The following is a 17,875-nucleotide window of genomic DNA, read 5'->3' as shown; positions in this document are numbered from 1 at the left end:
CCCGTAACCAGGGGTCCGGGGTGGTTCAGCTGGCGTGGACGCCGCCCGCCCGCTGACGTGCGGGCGGCCCGCGGCGCTGGTTCAGCGCCGCGGGGCGCCGACCTCCCGGTGCTCGGCCTCGGTCTGCGCGAGGAACAGGTAGCGGTCCGTTCCCTCGTCGATCAGGGCCATCATGTCGTCCGCCATGAACTGCAGGAACTGGCTGCTGTGCGGGCGCAGCCGCAGCGCCGAGGAGACCAGCGCCGCCTCGTCGCCGCCGAGGCGCTGCAACAGGACGACCTGGGCGTCCTGCAGGGCCGGCACACCGGACCGGTCCAGTTGGCGCAGGACGGTGAGCTGGCTGCGCCACGGGCCGAGCGGTGTGGTCGCCGCCGGCCCGGTCATCCCGAGGTCGTAGACGGTGAGCATCGGCGTCTGCGCGGTGCCCGGCCCGGCCGGTCCCGGCGGGCCGTCGAGCACGCGCAGCCGGTTGTGCCGGCCGGTCGCCCGCTCACCGAACCCAGCCCACGCGTGCGGCTCGTCGGTCACCACGGTCACCCGGGCGCCCATCGAGAACGCCCGGAAGACCACCAGCTGGGCGGCCCAGACGCCGCCGACCAGCGTCACGCGTACCGGCTCGGGGGTGAACAGGCGCAACGGGACCGCGGCGTGCTGCCGGTCGCGGCCGATGATCAGGCCGGCGCCGGTCGAGGGCGCCACGGTGATCCTCTTGAGCGTGGCCCGGGAGATGGTGTGCCGGCCGGCGTGCAGCCGGTGCATCCGCCCGGAGGGAGCGACCCGGGCATCGGCCGCCGCCTCGGCACCGCCCTCCGGCGGCGGCCCGCCACTGTCCGGCCGGTCGGCGACCGATGGCACGCCGACGGCCAGCGCGCTCGGCGCGGCCAGCGGTGCGCTGGTCACCGCGGGCGCCGCCAGCCGCCGTGCCACCGGGTCAGCCGTCTCTGTCTCCTGTGGGGCCGGCGCGACCGGCTCGGCGGCCACCGGCGCGACCGGGGCCTCCGGGCGCGGCACGGCCACCGGCGGCGGCGCGAAGATCGACGGCGGCGGTGGAAGGGCCTGGAACGGCTGGGTGGTCTCCTCCTCGGGCCGCTGCGCCGGTCGTGGCCGCCAGGCCCCGTCCCGATCCGGATAGGTCATCCCGCACCACCACCCGTCGGCGCTGTGGCGTAGGCGGCCGGTCCCTGCTCGCCGTCGAGCGGTTCCACCTCCCCGCCGAACCGTCTGACACCTTCGACGAAGTGCCTTTCCAGAGCTTGCGTGTCGTCCTCGTGCCGGGCGGCCAGCCGGATCAGGCAGCGGACCGTGACATCGGTGCCGTCCGACGGGTCCAGCACGAGCGACACGCTGGTCTGTGCGGCCGGTACCGCGGAGACCCAGGTGAGCAGATCGGTGATCGCGGCGGTGGTGCCCGGCCAGGTCTTGAGCCAGTACGTGCGGTGGCTCAGCCGCGCCGAGTGCCATCGCGTCCACTCCTCGCGCACCTGGACGGTCTCGGCGGTGGCCGGGTCGACGTCACAGGAGCGGAGCAGCGCGGCGGTCACCTCCGCGGCGTCGAGCACCCGGCAGCCGATGCCGAAGCGGCGCAGGCTGGTGGCGACCTTGCGGCCCAGGCTGGCGACCAGCGCCGCCGCGGCCTCCGGGTCGGCGGTGTGGTCCAGCAGGGCCCCGGCGAGCGTACGCGCGTCGATCCGGACCACCACCGCGGACTCGTGGTGGGCGGGCACCGGCACCGGGCTGAGCGAGCCGGCGAGCTGACGGTACGACGAGCCGGCCGGCGACGAGGGATGCACGTCCAGTCCGGTGGCCGGAACGGTGTGGGTGACCATCTGCACCACCAGCCCGGGCTGACCGGTGGCGGCCAGCACGTCGGTCAGGGTGTCCAGCGGCACCGGGCCGGCCTCCTGATGCACGGGCGCCGTGGGGTTCAGCGCGACGACGCTGTACCACCCGGCGTCGTCGCGGGCGACACCCACCCGGGCTCCGTCGGGCGCGGACACGTCGCGGACCACCAGTCCCGCGGCGACCGCGTGCAGCGCCCGCAGCGGGCCGCCCACGCCACCGGCGGTGACGCCGCGCCGGCGGCGGTGCCGCCACGCGATCGTGCGGTTCTCCAGCCACCACCGGCCGTGCCGGCGGGCGAAGACCACGCCCAGCAGCGCGGCGGCGCCGGCGCCGGCGGCCAGGCCCGCGGTGAGGCCCTGTGCTCCGGCCGCGCCCGCGCCGAGCAGCGCGGCCTCGGCGACGATGATCTGGCCGACGTTGACGGGGCCCAGATATCCGCTGCGGCGTACCGGACGCACCTCGGCGGCATCCGACGGTGACGGGCCGTCCGGCGTGGCATTGATCGTGGTTTGTCCCGGATGGCCGTTGCCCTCGATCACCGCGCTCCTTTCCACCGGACCGCCGGCAACCCCCTGTGCACAGCGGCGAGAACGATCACTTTACGGCGAAGGAGAAGTCGTCGCGGTCGGGGTGGGTACGGAACACGCGGAGCGCCTTCGGATCGTTGTCGAGGACCCAGTCGCCGGAGCCGCGGGCGTTGAAGTAGACGAACCCGATGATCTCCTTGCTCTTCGCGACCTCGGTGAGCAGCTCCTTCACCGCGGTGGCGCGCATCGAGCCGGGCTCGGACCCGGTCTCCACGATCAGCACCGGTTTGGCGGTGAACCGTTTGATCTCGTTGAGCGTGGGCCGGAACAGCTCGGTGAAGTGCTTGATGCCGGACTGGGTGAAGTAGCCGTCCACGCCGACCCAGTCCACGTACCGGTCCCCCGGCCAGTACGGCTTGAGCGCGACCCCGGGCAGGTAGTTGATGACGTTCGGCGTCCAGGTCCAGATCACGTTGGTGGCCCCGACCTGCTCGAAGATCTGGTGGATGTGCCGCCAGGCGGCGACGAAGTCACGGGGCTGGTTCTTGCGGGTGCCCCACGGATACCAGTGGCCGTTCATCTCGTGGGCGACGGTGAGCGCGATCGGCACGTTCAGCGTGCGCACCGCGGTGGCGAACTCGGTCAGGTACTCGTCGAAGCGACCGGCCGCGATGTCGCCGAGCCCCTGTTTGAACGGCTCCCAACGGACGATGGGCAGCGCGCCGTACTGGTAGATGTCACGCACCTCGGCGGCCGCGAAGTCGTCGTCGAAGCTCTCATAGATCGTGATCATGTTGGGCTTCTTGCCGACCCGCTTCGCGAAGGCGTCCACCCGGCTCATGTCCTGCGGCGCACCCGAGATGGCGGTGCCGAAGTAGTCGCGGCTCGGATCGACCAGGTGACCGACGTCGTAGACGGTGGGCGCCGCGGAGGCGCTCGCGCCGGCGCTCGGCGGGACGGTGGTGCCGTCCGCGACGGTCTGCGCGGCCCGGTCCTTCTCCGGTGACGGAGCCAGCGCCGCGTAGCCGAACACGCCCGCGACGAAGACCGACATCGCGATGAGCAGGTGCGGTGTCCTCATGAGTCCTGCCTCCGGGGGACGTCGCGTACCGGGTCGACCAGCAGCGCCTGCAGCACCGTGGCGAGGTAGACCGTCCCGGCCAGGAACGCGGGGGTGAACGTGGCCAGATCCATGGTGCTCATCCGGGCCGCCGCGGTCAGGGTCCAGACCAGCGCGGTGCCCAGACTCCACAGCGTGATGCCGGTGCGCAGCCGGCGGGTGCGCGACTTCTTCGCCGTGCTGCCGGTCGGTTGCCAGCCCATCGGCTGTCCCCGCAGCAGGTCCCAGATGGCGAAGGCGTGCGCCCAGCCGTAGACCAGCTTCACCGTCCACGTCTCGAACCGGTAGGACGTGCGGTGCCAGAGCGGGAAGACCACGAAGTTGTAGAGGGCGCTCGGCACGATCAGCAGGTAGTGGTGCAGCTTCACGAACTGCGGGAAGAAGAAGAGCATCACGATCGGCACCATCGGGCCGACGAACGTGAACAGAGCCGTGTGCGCGTAATAACAGAAGCCGGAGATGTACGACAGACGCTGGCGCAGCCGCATCCGCAGGTTCCAGAACTTCGTCGAGCCGAGCAGGCTCATCGAGCCGGCGCACCAGCGGTACTGCTGGGTGTAGAAGGAGTTCAGGTCGGCCGGGCACAGGCCGGCCGCCAGCGGCACCGGGACGTACCGCAGCAGCCAGCCCTTGCGGCGCATGTCGAAGCCGGTGTGCACGTCCTCCGAGTGCTCGATCAGCGTCGACCCGCCGATGTCGTCGAGCGCGGCGCGGCGGTAGATCGCGCAGCTGCCGACACAGATGGCGGCCTCGTGGTGCTGCCGGGAGACCTGCACCGAGCGGTAGAACAGCTCCTGCACGGCTGCCGCGCCGCGCTCCAGCCAGCCCTGGCCGCGCTCCACCCGGAAGTACTGCGGCGACTGGAGGATACCCAGGTCGGGATAGGCGTCCAGGTACGGCAGCATCTGGTCGAGCATGTCCGCGCGGGGCGTGAAGTCGGCGTCGAGCACCAGGACCATGTCACCCAGCGTGCGGTGGTACGCGTACCGCATGTTCCCGGCCTTCTTGAACCACCCGCGGTTGGGCCGCCGCTGGTAGACGAAGCCGAAGTCGAGCGCCATCTCCTGCCGTTCGGAGGAGGCGGAGTCGTCGAGCACGTACACACAGACCCGGCCGGGGTAGTGGTCGGCCATCATGTCCACGTGCTGCCAGGTGTTGCGCAGCACGTCGAGGGCCTCGCCGCAGACCGGCAGGAAGACGTCGACCGACGGGTACTGCTCCGGTTTCCAGTTCGCCACCAGCTCGCGGTGCCGGCGCAGGTCGAACCCGGGCGTGCCGACGTTCACCGCCAGCGAGATGAGGTAGTAGAGCACGGTGAACCCGAGCGCCGGCACCAGCAGGTACAGCCACGGTGACATCCGCAGGAGCAACACCTGGCTGACCAGCAGCGACCCGAAGCTGATCAGCGAGAAGCCGGTGAGCACCCACAGCCGCCGCTTGCCGTAGAAGCCGGTCTCCTCGTCGGACGGCGGCGACAGCAGCGGGGCGGCCGCCCGGTCGCGCGACGCCACGCCCACCGCCCGCACACCCGGCCGGCGCTGCTGCGGGATGAGGTCGGACAGCGTGCGCGGCCGGCCGCGATCCCCGATCACCGGGAGCAGGGCCGTCGGTATCTCGATGATCACCGTGTCGTCGGGTTGGGTCGCCGTCATCCGTCGTCGCCTCGTCAGCCGACCGGCTTGCGGATGTAGAGCGCCACGGTGAAGCCCTTGAGCGGCCAGATCTCCGACTGCACGAAGTCCTGGCGCAGCAGCGCCTCCTTGGCGTCCCCGATGTTCTGCACGATGTTGGTCCAGCTGCCCTTGCGGACCACCCACACCCGGGACGGCTTGCCGAAACAGGACGGGATCTCCGCGTCCGGGCACTCCTGGGCGCCGAGGGTGCCCCCGGTCCGCGGGGCACGGACCATGAGCTTGTCGGCGGGCCGCTGCGCCGGCATGTAGCGCATGAACGCGTCGCGGCTGGTGCGCTGGTCGCCGTCGGCGAACGGCCCGAACAGCACCGCGTCGCCCGCCGCCTGGTTCGCCTTGATCACTTCGGCGACGTCGCGGCTGGCGTAATCGTGGCCGTACACCGTACGGATGTCAGCCTGCGCCGGGATCGCCAGCAGGCCGATCCCGAGCACCGCCACCAGGCCGCGCAGCACGCTCAGCCGGCACAGCGCCAGCCCGGCCAGCAGCGCCCAGGCGGGCAGGACGAACAACAGGTAGCGCGGCACCCACAGCGGGGTGAGCTGGGCGACAGCCGCCAGGGCGGCCACCGGGGCCAGCGCCCACAGGGTCAGCGCGTGCGCGCGCGTGCGCAGTGACAGGGCGGTCAGGGCGAGCGCGATCACCGCACCCGCGACGATCGTGGCGCCGAACAGGCGCTCCGGCGTCTCGGCGAGGCGGTCCCAGGTCAGCGGCGGGATCCAGCCGATCTGGCCGCCGCTCTGCACCTGGCCCAGATAGAGCACCGGCAGGGCCGGCGAGACACCCACCAGGACGGCGCAGGCCCAGGCGAGGAACGGCCGCCAGGAACGGCGCACCCGGACGACCAGCAGCAGGTGGGCGACGAGCAGCAGCAGCGCCACCACGTGCGACAGGCCCAGGACCAGCACGGAGAACGAATACCCCACGTAGGCGCGGGCCCGGGGACGCTCGACCAGGCCGATCAGGACGTAGGTCGACACCGCGGCGGCGAGCATGACCAGCGCGTACGGGCGGGCGTCCTGGGCGTAGCGGGAGAAGCCGGGCAGCAGCGCGAAGACCAGGCCGGCGGTCAGCCCGGCACGGCGCCCGGCCAGCCGGATCCCGATGCCCGCGACCACCGCCGCGGCAGCCGCTCCGAACAGCACCGACGGCAGTCGCAGGAGCAGGTCGGTGTCGCCGGCGACGGCGGCCCACAGGCGCAACAGGACGTAGTAGGCGCCGACACTGGCGTCCACGTTCTCCAGCACACCGCGGAACTCGGTCCAGCCGATCGTGACCATGCCCCAGGTGGCCAGCTCGTCCTCGCTGAGCCCGGGTCTGGCCAGGTTCCACCAGCCCAGGCCACCGGCGACGAGGAACGGGACCAACCAGGACAGGACGGTCAGCCGTGGATTGGTGAGCGGCTCCGGCTCGTCCGGGTGGTCCTCCGGCGACGGCGGCCAGGTCGCCGGTCCCCCGTCGGCCGGTTCCGTCAGCTGGTGGGGCACCCGGACGATGATCGCCGTCTGATCAGTGCTCGTGGCCCGCATGGTCGGTAAGCGTCCTGACATTCGTGGTTGTCACTGCCCGGTTAGATGATCATGAAGCTCGGTCTCTCGGATCGGCCAGCGTACCGGCAATCAGCGAATCGCGGTGAGCAGATCATCGAGGACGAACGCGCACAGATCCTCGCGGCTGGGCATCCGGCCGAGCGCCCGCAACCGTCCGGATTGCGCTTTCCGCATGCCTTCCAGCAGCTTGCGGGCTTCTCGGGCGTTGCCGAAGTTGCGGTCGCGCTCCAGTTGCGAGAAGTACTCGTGGAGTGCGTCACTCAAGCCCGGCGCGAAGGTGTAGTCGTCGTTGCGGGCGATCCGGTCGGCGATCCGCACGAGCTCGTCCGGCCCGTAGTTCTCGAACTCCAGGGTCTTGGCGAACCGGGACGCCAGACCGGAGTTGGCGTCCAGGAAGTCCGACATCTCCCGGGTGTAGCCGGCGACGATCACCGCGACCTGGTCCCGGTGGTCCTCCATCAGCTTCACCAGGGTGTCGATCGCCTCCTGCCCGAAGTCGGCGGCCGCCCCACCGGCGCGGGCCAGCGTGTACGCCTCGTCGATGAACAGCACGCCGCCCATCGCGTCCTCGAACACCTTGGTGGTCTTCTCCGCGGTGTGCCCGATGTACTGGCCCACCAGGTCCCGCCGGGACACCTCCCGGAACTCACCGTTGGGCAGAACGCCCAGCGCCTTGAGCAGCTTGCCGTAGATGCGCGCGACGGTCGTCTTGCCGGTTCCGGGAGCACCCGTGAAGATCAGGTGGTGACTGGCGGCGCCCACCGACAGGCCCGCGCTGCGCCGCCACTCGTTCACCTGGATCTCGTCGATCAGCGAGCGGACCTCCCCTTTCACCCCGGCCAGACCGATCATGGAATCCAGCTCGGCCAGCAACTGCTCGACCTCGGCCTCGTTCCGGCCACCGGCGCCGTCGGTGACGCCCACGCCGGCCTTCGGCGCCGCGCCCTCGTCCAGGGTGACCGCCGGATTCGCCGTCGGGTCCACGTCGACGCCGGGCGCCGCGGTGGCCTCGACCCGGCACCGGTCGACGACACCACCGCAGCCCGGGCCGAAGGCGATACCGACGCCCCGGGTGTCGTGGATCCAGCTCTCCACGATCGTCGGCGCGCCGCCGTTCGCCACGACGATGCCCGCGTCACCGGTGCCCGAGATGTCGCACCGTTCGATCGTCGGCCGCCCGGACTGGTAGACGTAGACGCCCCGGTGACCGCAGTCCGCCACAGTCGTGCTCCGCACCACCGGGTCGGCGCCGAGGCGCACGATGATGCCATCGTCGGTGACGCCCCGCACCTCGCAGGACTCCACCGTTCCGCCCGCGTCGGAGAAGACGAGACCATGCTGGCCGCGCAGCACGCGTACCTCGCTGGCCTCGACGATCGCGCCGTCGTCGGCCTGCAGGCCGGCGCCGTAGCCGGCGGACAGCTCACACCGGCGCAGCCGCAGCCGGCCGCCGGTGGCGGTGACCGCCGGGTAGTCGCCGCTGGTGAACACCACGCCCTCGACCGTGACCTCACCGGACACGACGGCGAGCGCCGGGCCGTCCAGCGCGGTCGCCTCGATCACCGCCGAACCGGCCTCGCCGGCGGCCCGCACCGTGAGCCGGCGCCCGGCGACCCGCAACCGCTCGGCGTACGTGCCGGGCGCGAGCGAGATGACCGCTCCGTCGGGCGCCACCTCGAGAGCGTCGGCGATGGTCGGATAGGCCCCGGGTACCGCCAGGGTCGTGGCCACGAGCACTCCTTAGAGGATCATCAGAGGGTGAACGTCTCGTCACGGATCGAGTTGACGACCTTCTTCAGGTGATCACTGGTGGCGAGCGGTGCGGTCATGCGCACCACCAGCTGACGATCGATCTGGCCCTCCGGGGTGGACCGCCAGAACGCGACGTAGACCAGACCGTACATGCGCTTGCCGTCGATCTGGGTGGTCTCCGCCCAGGTGGCGAACGGGCCGCTGCGGGTCCACTGCAGGCCCCACGCCTCCTCGCGCTGCCGCAGAGCCGTACGCCGCTCCTCGGTGCACGGCGTCTCGCAGGTCCGCACGGTCAGGTCGCCACCGCCCGCGTCCCCACCGCCGCACCGGTAGTGAGCCGCGGCCGCCGCCGTGGCCACCTGCTCACAGTTCCACGCCGGCGGGACGCGGAAGTCGAAGCCGACACCGTCCAGCCCCTTGATGGGCTTCGTCGGCTCGGTCGACACGAAGGTCGGCCAGGACGACGGCCAGCCGCCGCCGACCGGCGGCTCCACCCCCGGCGCGGTGGGATCGCCCAGCAGCAACTGCTCGTCGGTCGGCGCCGGCGTGACGCTGGGCCGGGGAGCCGGAGCCGGTTCGTCACGCAGCGACATCCCGGCCGCCGTGCCACCGGCGCCGACAACCAGCCCGGCGAGGGCCGCCAGGGCGACGACCAGGCCGGCACGCCGCCGCTTGACGGGCGGCCTGGGCGGAAACCGCAGCGGGGGTACGGGCCGGTCGTCCAGCTCAGCGTGCGGCGACGGTCCGACCCGGGCGACCACCTCGGTTTCCACAGGCCTCGGCGCGGGTGCAGGCGTGGGCGTGGGCGCGGGTCCAGGCGCAGGCGTGGGCGCAGGCCCAGGCGCAGGCGCCGGTCCAGGCGCAGGCGTGGGTGCAGGCCCAGGCGCAGGCGTGGGTGCAGGCCCAGGCGCAGGCGTGGGTGCGGGCCCAGGCCCCGGCGCGGGCGTAGGCGCGGGTGCAGGCCCCGGCGCAGGCGCGGGCGTAGGTGCAGGCCCAGGCGCAGGCGTGGGTGCAGGCCCAGGCGCAGGCGCGGGCGTAGGCGCGGGTGCAGGCCCAGGCGCAGGCGCGGGCGTAGGTGCAGGCGCGGGCGCCACCTCCGGGGCGGCGACCGGAACCAGGCGCTGTCCGAGCACCTCGAAGACCTGGGCGGCGCCGCTGCCCTGTTCCGGCGCGCAGGCCACCCATGGCCGCGGGCCCAGATAGTCCCTGCCGACGATCGGGAGACGGTCGGCGGTGGTGTTGGCGAGCGCGTCCGCCGCGGCCCCGAACGCTTTGCGCCAGCGATCGTCGGCCGAGGCCAAATCGTTGAGCACGGCCACGGTGACGGCTTCTCCGCGCGCTCCGACGCCCGACCAGACGTCACCGACCTCACAGGTACTCAGCGCCTGCTGCAAACGGTACTGCCCGGCGGTCCGCATGTGCCTCTCCGTCTCCAGCCTCGCGTCGCCCCGCCCGGACACGGTGACCTGGAGGCTGGGCGCGATCAAGGAGTGTAATGGGTACCGGCTCGCCCCCCTCGACGAAGCCCTCCTCCCTGGTCACGGTGGGCGCGGTCCACCCCAAAACGCGCCGGCTGAACCACCCGGAAGCACCGCACACCGGGCACGCGACCCGGCGATGCCGTACCCCCGCGCCATGTTCGTCGGCGTTCCCCCGCTGCCGAAAGGCGGCCCGGACGCCAGCCTGAACGGCGAATCTCGAACTCCCCGAGGACAACGGGAGCTCCCGAAGTTCCATCTCGATCATCGTCGATGGCCACATCGTGGCGGCGATCCGCCCGGTCGCGTCGCGGAGTGGCTGGCTGATGCCACGGGAGTCGCCATCGTCGCGATCCGCAAGGACGCGGACAACCCAGGACAACCGAAGCCACTTAAGGACTACCGCCACCAATCACGATCATGACGTCACCGGCCACCGAGAGGACCGGCGAACCGCACAAGGTCACCGCACGGGCGTTCATGTCGGCGGAGCGTCGCAATCATCCAGATAGGAGGACGAATTGCGCTAAGAATCGCCAATCGCGGGAAAGTCACGAAGAGGGGCCGGAATTCCAACCCCAAACCGTACACGCGCACGCGCAAAGACACGTGTCAAGTCGACCCCGAACGCATCAATATCGACAATTAGAAAGGCTCAGATAGGCTGGCCTTTGCTCCGCCGGCCGACAGGGGGTTGAACCTGCGACCCCTTCGACCCCCAGCAGCGTCAAATGAGTTTCGGGACCAGCACAGGTGCACAAACTCCCGGGCAGGACGGTGGGCTACATGATTCTGAGGTTTCTCCAAACCTGCCGAGCGACCTCAGAATATCCGCCGACCGCTTACTCCGCCTGCTCTCCGGCCTCAGTCTCATCAGGATCTACGCCTTCGCCAGCAGGTCCGGTGTAACCCTGCGCAAGAAGGTGGCTGTCAAGAATCTCGTACAGGAAGTGGCCCTCCCCCACCCAGAGTCGCCGCTTACTGCCGTCAGCCCGCTTGACGATGAAGTGAATCCGGTCCGGCTGGCCGCGATGGCGCCAGGCGCTGTGCACGACGCGGTCCTGAATGACTGGCATGGCGATCTCCCTCAGAGTGCGGGTACGGAGGATCGCATACCTCTGGTCAGGGCCAACACCAGGCATTCGTGCAATGGTTCGTCTCGAACCGAACGCGGGGAAGCACCGACCTGGGAACGGGGCCGAAAGGCCGTCTGGCGTGCGCCGGGAGTTGCCATCGATCTTCTTCGTCTTACAGGGTTCTGGGCTGGGCTGCACCCTGGTTGCGCCCGATGATCTTCGCGATCGACCGGGCCACGAATGAAGCAAAGCTGGGGTCTCCTGACTGGAGTGGCATCCCGTCGCGCAGGCAACGCCCTGCTGTGCCGCGTCTGCCCGCCTCCCGGTGTGCGAGGGGTCGTCGCTGGGGTTGGGCATCCCAGAGCCGCCCGGGTCCAGGGCGGGTAACTCTGGCCGCCGGAGGCCTTCCCCGGATACAGGGCCGGCAGGTCCTGCCCGCCGGAGGCAGGTTGGGCCTACTGGACGGCACGCGAATTGCGGCACAGCCTCGTCTCGCTGTTGTCGGACAACGGGATGAGCATCGAGGAAATCGCCGACCTCTGTGGGCATTCCGGCACCTCGATCACCGAAGCCGTTCACCGCCATCAACTGCGGACCGTCCTACTGAACGGGGCGGTAACCATGGACCGGATCATCGGTCCTGGTGACACCCCTGAGGCTTAGTCACTCAGTTAGTCACCCAGAAAGCAGAGAGGGCATATCCATCGATCGGATATGCCCTCTGGCCTGCGTCGGGCTAACAGGATTTGAACCTGCGACCCCTTGACCCCCAGCTATATAACGATTGTGTTAAGTAACATCAACCTGTGCTATTTCATACGCAGATCCGGACAGAACGACACCGCCATGCCGTCCGATTTCAACCAATCCCGGAGATGTTGATCAAGGCTGTGACCAGGCATGTGACCACGCCGAATCAAGTGCGGCACCTGCCAGCCGGTCCGGAACAATTGCCGATTCGCGCGAAAACGACGGCACCCTACCGCGGACGTGGGAGGATTCGACTTCTGTCCGGAACCGCGAATCCGGAACGGCATCGAGGCGTCAGAAACGGCGGAATCGATGGCCACTTGACAGGTCATGAGAAGACCGCTTCTCCCCCACCAGCATTTGCCCGGCTCTTCCCGATAGCGCTCGCCGGTTTCCAGAATAGCGTGCTACTCCCCTTTTCGTGTTCACGTGTCGGCGACCGCCGGCGAGGGCGCGGACATGACCAGTTCAGCGATACGGCCGCTGGCCTGCAACCGGCGGGCGGCACTGACCCGGGTGTAGTAGCGCATCAAAGTGGCCGGATCATGGCCGAGGCGTTCGGCGACCTCATGAACGCCGTACCCGGCGTCGAACAATGCCGACGCCGTCAGATGCCGGATCTGATGCGGCCCGATCGGGCGTACCCCGGCAGCCACCGCGAGCTTGTTGAACCGGTCGGTGAGATTGTCCGGCCGCAACGGCCGACCGGTACGGCCGGTGAACAGATATTGCGAAGCCGTCCCACGATTCGCCGCCACCCCGGTCAGGAGGCCCAGCGTGAGCGGGTCGAGGACCAGGGTGCGTTTGCCGTTGTGCGACTTGGGCGGCTTCACCCGGATGCGGCTGCCCGGATCTTCCACCACGATCTGCCGGCGCACCGTCAGCGTGCCCTGCACCGGTTCCAGATCACCGCACCGCAGCCCGCACAACTCCCCGCGCCGCAGCCCGGTCACCAGCAGCAGCCGCCACAACGGGAACAGTTGATTCCCGCGAACGTAGTCACCGAACCGGCGCGCCTCGGCCAGCGTCCAGACGGGCCGCTCGTCATCACTCTCCCGGGGCTTGCGGGCCCCCAGCGTCCGGCCGAGTTGTTCGGTGAACACCTTCGCCAGCACCAGGTCCAACGTCCGCAACGTCGTCCGGGAGTAGCCGTCGGCTTCCAGATCTCGGTAGGCGCGCTCCACCATCCGCGCGCTGAGCCGGCACGCCCGCACCTTGCCGATGTACGGGTAGATCAAACCCAGCAACCACCGATAGTTGTAGCTGGTGTTCGGCTCCAGTTCCTGCTCCCGCGACAGCAACCACCCCTCACACACCATCTGCGTGGTGTCGTTCTGCCGCGGCCTGGCCTGCCGGGCATCACGCTGCCGGCACAACCGGTCGTACACCGTCTTCGCGGCCTTCTCTGTGACGAACCCGGTCCGCCGCGCCTGCATCCGGGCACCGTTGCTGTCGTGACCGAGTTCCAGACGGAACCCGAATGTCCCTGTCACCTTGTCTTGAACGATCGCGCTGGTATCGGACATGATCCGCACCTCGGCTTTCGAGAACGACTCCCAGATAAGAGGAGTCTTCACTTTGACCAACGAGGCGATCAATAGGTCGTGATGGATCGAGCGCTACGTGTCACTCGATCGGACGACGTGAGGACAGCTTGATGCCGGGGTCTTGGCTACCTGATCCCGAGAACACAGCATCATGTTGCTTGCTCGATGGCGGATAACGTTTGCCCTCGATCGCCATGCAGAGCAGCACCGCGACAGAATCCGACGACCGGGAAGCCTCGCGCTCCGGGCTTTGCGGTGAGCGCCATCGGCTGGCCGCATACTGCGACGTGTACGAGGCGGGTTGGTCCGATTATCGGCGGAAGGGCCGTCGCCCATCGCGTGGCGTGGCGTTCTGGAAGGGCCTGAACCAGGCCTCGGGCCGGTAGTCACCGATCCGGAAGCGCTGATTCTCCTCCGACTCCGGGTCCTCGATACCGTCCAACTGCTCGTCGAACAGATGCAGAATGTCCTCGTCCTGCAGCAGCACATCCACGGCAAGATCCCAATCGAAGTCGTCCTCATGACCGGGCAACAAGCTCAACTTCTCGGGCGGTACGCCCCAGCCGTCCGCCGCGGCTCCCTGCGCGGACCGCAGCATCAGGTGCATGGCCATCTCCTCGCCCGGGCAGGTAGCCAGCGGCAGCTGGCCGGCGGCGAGGTCCGCGGCCAGGTCGTCGAAGGCGCGGGCCGCCTGGCGCCGCCACACCGCATCCTGACCCCAGGTGATCCGCGGGTAGTCGGCGAACGCCGCCCACCCGCCGTCCTTCTCTGACACCGGAGTATCGCCGAACTGCTGGACGTCGTCGTAAGCGAAATCGGCGTGCAGGTGGGCGACGGCCCACAGGATCGCCGCCGACCGGGGTGTCATCTGATAACCGGAGCAGTCGTCGCAGTCGTCCGCCCCGCAGTGACAGACAGGAAACAGGGCCGCGAAGTCCGGCATTCCTTCAGCACCGGCATCGACTGCGCCTTGGTCATCGACCGATACGGTCGAGGCGACCACCTCGGCCCCCGCTGCGTCCTCGACGATCGCATCAGCGTCGACAATCCAGTCCAGGGCCGCCGCAACGTCGGCATTCACGTTATCGCGTTCAGCGGCACGGACCTGATCGGCGCTACGGTCGCCATCAGCGACAAACCCGGCCTCGGCAACGCGATCGAGCGCTGCTCCGCGCAAGGTAGCCGCATCGGTGACCTCGACCAGCACTTCAGCGGTGATCATGAACCGGCGCCGTGCTTCGTCCATGACGGCAGCATAAGCCGCACCTGACGGCCAACGGCTTATCCCGGGAGTCCGCGAGCCTCTGATGGGCCTCCGGTCGTGCAGGTAGTGCCCGAAGCGTTTTGCAAGGTGCGGTGGGCTCGGGCGTTCGCGTTGTCTGTTCACGGAACTTCCAGCGGAGTCGCTGCACGGCGCACCGGCGGGAAGCTCGATGGTCATGCCGTCGGCGGGTTTCGGGCTGGGCTGGCCCGGACGGTTTGACGAGCTGGAGATGCCGCACGGATGCGAAGGCGTCGATCCACGAATACTGCGAGAATGATCTAGGAATATTTCAAGGAAGCCGTGTTACTCTCAGTCAGACCACAGGGGATCGTCAAGGAGGTGAATATGCGCGGGAGCGGACCGACACTGGCGGTGGTACGGCAGGCCAAAGGCACAGCGTGGACTCAGGCCAGACTCGCCGAGGCATCGGGGCTGTCTCAGGGATACCTGTCCAAGGTCGAGAGTGGGCAGGCCGAGATCGAGGGCGAAGCACTGACTGCGGTCGCCTCCGCGCTGGAGGTGCCGGTCGACCTGCTTGCGGTCCGTGATCCGCACTTCGGCACGGGGGTCTCGTGCGTGCATCATCGGCGCCGGCGCAGCCGACTTACCGCGGGAAGCGCACGGCGCGTAGAGGGATTAACTCAGCTGGTCAGCTTGTCGGCTACTCGCCTGCTGGAGGATGCGACCTCCGCACCGGAAGTTGAGCTTCCGGATCTGCCGGTGGAGAGATTCGATCCCGCGGAGGCGGCGCAGCGTGTCCGCGGAGAGGCCGGCCTCAGGCGCAACGCGCCGGTGCCGGACGTGATCCGGCTGGTCGAGGCTTTCGGTATCGTCGTTGTCCGGCGTGATCTCGGGACGGATGCTCAGGATGGTGTGAGCTTGCGCGTGCCGGGTCGACGACCGATCATCGTCATCAACACGGCGTTGCCTGTCGATCGGCAGCGTTTCAGCGTTGCGCATGAGGCCGGCCATCTGGTCCTCCATGGCTGGCAGGTGTCAACCGGTGAGGACCTCGTCGAGGACGAGGCGAATCACTTCGCACGTGAACTGCTCGCGCCCGAGAGCGCGATACGTCCCTTCCTGACAGGATTGACGGAACGTGACTTTCGGCCGCTGATTAACCTCAAACTACATTGGGGTGTGTCGATAGCGGCCCTGATCGAGATCGCTAAACGCTCTGGCACCATCGATGAGGGAACTCATCGGGCGTTTCGGATGAGACTGAACACGCTTGGCTGGCGCCTGGTGGAGCCCGGCGTCCTCCCCGAGGAGAACCCACAGTTGATCGATACCGCCGTTGACGCCCATCTCGACAAACTGCAGCGTTCCGTACCGACTGTTGCCGGTGTGGCGCTGATGCTGCCGGAGCCGTTCGAACACCACTACATGAGGCATCGCCGAGCGGGCGACTCCAGCACGGCAGGTGCCGTGGCGTGACTTCTTCCGACTCCCCCGCCGAGGCACGCCAGGTTCCGGACTTCGTAGCGCCTTTGCATGAGGCGTTGTTGATCCAGTGCGAGAGCCAGCAGGCGCTTCCCGCCGCGCACACTGCTGACACTGACAACTGCGGGTTGGTCATCACGGCCGCGGGACATCGCGGGTATGCCGGTCAGGTCGACGCGTTCGGTGCGGCGCGGCACTTGCGGGAGAAGCTCGGCTTCGGGCGTCCGCTGCTGCTGGATGCCTCGCGGTATGCGGGAAAGAACCGGATTCCGGCATCGGCCGAGTTCGACGCGACCTGGATCGGGCGTCAACGTGAGCTGGGGCTTCCTGTGCTGACCGATTCCGGATACGTGGCGGAAGGAGACGGCGCCGGCATCGACAGCATCCTGGAGCGTGCCGCGGGTCTTGGTGATGCGATCGCCTTGTTGCCGTTGCACTTGTCGTGGCTTCGCAATCCCGCCTCCAGGAAGATGCTGGTCGCGAAGCTCGCCGACGTCGAGGTCCCCGTCGCGCTGGTGCTGGAGTACGAGAAGGATCCGTTCAGTCTTGTCGGGGTGGCCGCGGCGCTGATGCAGATCATCTCGGCCGGGCCGCCGGTGCTGCTGCTGCGGTGTGACATCTCGGCAGTGGGCTCGCTGTGTTCGGGAGCCCTCGCTGCCGCGGTCGGCACGACCACGGCATTGCGGCATCTCTACCCCGTCAAGGAAGGCGGCGGTGGTGGTGGGCACGACGAGTCGCCGATGATCGCGGCGGTCATCAAGGAGTGCCTGGCCTACATCAACTTGGAGAAGATCCTTTTTGCGGCGAAGGCCGATCCTGACGATGTTCTTTGGCAATGCGACTGCGATGCGTGCCTACGCGTTCCCATCAGCCTGTTGTCGCTGCACGCTGACGAACGGCAAGAGGAACTGGCCTTCGTTCACTCGGTGAATGCCCTGTTGAAGGTTCGCGAGAAGCTTCTGACACCCGGGTCCACCCGCGCTCAGCGGTTGGCGAGCTGGCAGGCTCACTGCCAGCAGGCTCAGGTCAGGCACATGGAGGTCGAAGCGACAACGGACAGGTTTGAGCCTCCGAAATTTCTTCGGCGGTGGCAGGAGGCGCTATCGACCGTGGCCCGGAAGGAGCGCGTCCGCTGACTCCATGCGGGCCAGGAGCATCCCGTACAGATGCTCCTCGACCCATCTGTCCGCCACCGAACGTCGCGAGGACGGTAGTCGGTCAGGATTGCCGTGATGTAGAAGCTCCACGTGTCCGCGGGCGGGGGCCAGCACGGCGATGCCGGAGTAGGCACATTCGAGCTGCTGCTGGCGGGAGAACGCCTTGCGGGCCGGCAGCAGGATCGCGCTGGCGCTGAAGCCGCGCCATTTACGGGCGGTGCTGACGCGGGCTGTGACGGCTTGTCCATGATTGGCTAGCACACCGACTACTGAGGTCACGCTCGGCGGGAAGTCTCCTTGGGCTTGCGGCCACTCCCACATAGCCAGCGTGTCGGCGTCGAGGACCGGTTGGGCGGCACCGGTTTCTAGTCGGCGCGCGTGCGCTTGATGGTCGAACGAAACCACCATGGAGGTGACGGTTCCCAGCAACGTGACATCGGATACCAGGTGCCCCTGCCAGCCTAGAACGTCGGCTGCCATGGTGAGCTGCGGATCAGTGCTCACGGAGACTGCCGGCGCGCTGTGGTGACGGCCAGCCATCTAGCGTCCTCCCTGAGAGCATGATCCGATGGTTGTACATAATGCCTCCTTGCGCACAATCGAATCAGCACTCACCTCACTACAGTCGGTAACGTCAGGCGTCAGCTCAGGCATAAAACCCTGCTCAACAGGCTATCG

General features: G+C 68.7%; 14 protein-coding genes and 1 pseudogene. 4 read left to right on the top strand and 11 right to left on the bottom strand.

Annotated features, from left to right (window positions below; translation table 11 throughout):
• Positions 1-81 precede the first annotated feature (81 nt).
• The 7 genes from J5X75_RS09420 to J5X75_RS09390 form a co-directional block, all read right to left on the bottom strand.
• Positions 82-1,137 (bottom strand): hypothetical protein, encoded by a 1,056-nt coding sequence (locus J5X75_RS09420; RefSeq protein ID WP_208466944.1) that lies wholly within the window; start codon positions 1,135-1,137, stop codon positions 82-84.
• Positions 1,134-2,381, bottom strand: a complete 1,248-nt coding sequence (locus J5X75_RS09415) for a type VII secretion protein EccE (RefSeq protein ID WP_307798002.1) — start codon at positions 2,379-2,381, stop codon at positions 1,134-1,136. Before J5X75_RS09415 ends, J5X75_RS09420 begins: the two co-directional genes overlap by 4 nt.
• 55 nt (positions 2,382-2,436) lie before the next feature.
• On the bottom strand, positions 2,437-3,450 hold the full coding sequence (locus J5X75_RS09410; protein ID WP_208466943.1) for a glycoside hydrolase family 26 protein: 1,014 nt from the start codon (positions 3,448-3,450) through the stop codon (positions 2,437-2,439).
• Entirely contained in the window at positions 3,447-5,141 is a 1,695-nt protein-coding gene (locus tag J5X75_RS09405; protein WP_208466942.1) for a glycosyltransferase family 2 protein, read from the bottom strand. The genes J5X75_RS09410 and J5X75_RS09405 overlap by 4 nt, the downstream gene beginning before the upstream one ends.
• A 14-nt stretch (positions 5,142-5,155) precedes the next feature.
• Positions 5,156-6,709: a glycosyltransferase family 39 protein gene (locus J5X75_RS09400; protein WP_208466941.1), complete on the bottom strand. Its 1,554-nt coding sequence runs from the start codon at positions 6,707-6,709 to the stop codon at positions 5,156-5,158.
• Between the two features lie 90 nt (positions 6,710-6,799).
• Complete coding sequence (locus J5X75_RS09395; protein WP_208466940.1) at positions 6,800-8,461, bottom strand: right-handed parallel beta-helix repeat-containing protein; 1,662 nt, start codon at positions 8,459-8,461, stop codon at positions 6,800-6,802.
• Positions 8,462-8,481: 20 nt separating this feature from the next.
• Positions 8,482-9,255 (bottom strand): hypothetical protein, encoded by a 774-nt coding sequence (locus tag J5X75_RS09390; protein WP_208466939.1) that lies wholly within the window; start codon positions 9,253-9,255, stop codon positions 8,482-8,484.
• A gap of 14 nt (positions 9,256-9,269) precedes the next feature.
• On the opposite strand from J5X75_RS09390, the gene J5X75_RS09385 reads away from it, so the two are divergent.
• Positions 9,270-9,431: a hypothetical protein gene (locus tag J5X75_RS09385; RefSeq protein WP_208466938.1), complete on the top strand. Its 162-nt coding sequence runs from the start codon at positions 9,270-9,272 to the stop codon at positions 9,429-9,431.
• Between the two features lie 1,371 nt (positions 9,432-10,802).
• Here J5X75_RS09385 and J5X75_RS09380 read toward each other — a convergent pair.
• The gene (locus J5X75_RS09380; RefSeq protein WP_208466937.1) at positions 10,803-11,036 is read right to left on the bottom strand and encodes a hypothetical protein; all 234 of its coding nucleotides are present in this window, start codon (positions 11,034-11,036) and stop codon (positions 10,803-10,805) included.
• A 459-nt stretch (positions 11,037-11,495) separates the two neighbouring features.
• Between J5X75_RS09380 and J5X75_RS44085 the strand changes: the two are divergent.
• Positions 11,496-11,699 (top strand): annotated as a pseudogene (locus J5X75_RS44085) (site-specific integrase); the annotation flags it as partial.
• A 512-nt stretch (positions 11,700-12,211) separates the two neighbouring features.
• Here J5X75_RS44085 and J5X75_RS09375 read toward each other — a convergent pair.
• Together J5X75_RS09375 and J5X75_RS09370 are read right to left on the bottom strand one after the other, a co-directional pair.
• Complete coding sequence (locus tag J5X75_RS09375) at positions 12,212-13,312, bottom strand: tyrosine-type recombinase/integrase (protein ID WP_208466936.1); 1,101 nt, start codon at positions 13,310-13,312, stop codon at positions 12,212-12,214.
• Between the two features lie 331 nt (positions 13,313-13,643).
• Complete coding sequence (locus J5X75_RS09370) at positions 13,644-14,579, bottom strand: hypothetical protein (RefSeq protein WP_208466935.1); 936 nt, start codon at positions 14,577-14,579, stop codon at positions 13,644-13,646.
• 363 nt (positions 14,580-14,942) lie between these two features.
• Here J5X75_RS09370 and J5X75_RS09365 point away from each other — a divergent pair, with 363 nt between their 5' ends.
• Both J5X75_RS09365 and J5X75_RS09360 read left to right on the top strand, forming a co-directional pair.
• A complete protein-coding gene (locus J5X75_RS09365; protein ID WP_208466934.1) occupies positions 14,943-16,034 on the top strand; it encodes an ImmA/IrrE family metallo-endopeptidase in 1,092 nt (363 codons plus the stop codon).
• Entirely contained in the window at positions 16,031-17,176 is a 1,146-nt protein-coding gene (locus J5X75_RS09360) for a hypothetical protein (RefSeq protein ID WP_208466933.1), read from the top strand. The genes J5X75_RS09365 and J5X75_RS09360 overlap by 4 nt, the downstream gene beginning before the upstream one ends.
• On the opposite strand, the gene J5X75_RS09355 is transcribed toward J5X75_RS09360, so the two are convergent.
• Positions 17,141-17,701, bottom strand: a complete 561-nt coding sequence (locus J5X75_RS09355) for a hypothetical protein (protein ID WP_208466932.1) — start codon at positions 17,699-17,701, stop codon at positions 17,141-17,143. The genes J5X75_RS09360 and J5X75_RS09355 overlap by 36 nt on opposite strands.
• Between the last annotated feature and the right edge of the window lie 174 nt (positions 17,702-17,875).

It is taken from the genome of Actinoplanes flavus (assembly GCF_017592555.1).
GTDB classification, from domain to species: Bacteria; Actinomycetota; Actinomycetes; order Mycobacteriales; family Micromonosporaceae; genus Actinoplanes; species Actinoplanes flavus.
The sequence above is the reverse complement of the archived record's forward strand: the minus strand, read 5'-3'. Positions and strand labels throughout refer to the sequence as shown.

Coding starts and splice junctions, on each gene's coding strand:
- J5X75_RS09420 (WP_208466944.1), bottom strand. CDS start 1,137: ATGACCTATCCGGATCGGGACGGGGCCTGGCGGCCACGACCGGCGCAG.
- J5X75_RS09410 (WP_208466943.1), bottom strand. CDS start 3,450: ATGAGGACACCGCACCTGCTCATCGCGATGTCGGTCTTCGTCGCGGGC.
- J5X75_RS09405 (WP_208466942.1), bottom strand. CDS start 5,141: ATGACGGCGACCCAACCCGACGACACGGTGATCATCGAGATACCGACG.
- J5X75_RS09400 (WP_208466941.1), bottom strand. CDS start 6,709: ATGCGGGCCACGAGCACTGATCAGACGGCGATCATCGTCCGGGTGCCC.
- J5X75_RS09380 (WP_208466937.1), bottom strand. CDS start 11,036: ATGCCAGTCATTCAGGACCGCGTCGTGCACAGCGCCTGGCGCCATCGC.
- J5X75_RS09375 (WP_208466936.1), bottom strand. CDS start 13,312: ATGTCCGATACCAGCGCGATCGTTCAAGACAAGGTGACAGGGACATTC.
- J5X75_RS09370 (WP_208466935.1), bottom strand. CDS start 14,579: ATGGACGAAGCACGGCGCCGGTTCATGATCACCGCTGAAGTGCTGGTC.
- J5X75_RS09365 (WP_208466934.1), top strand. CDS start 14,943: ATGCGCGGGAGCGGACCGACACTGGCGGTGGTACGGCAGGCCAAAGGC.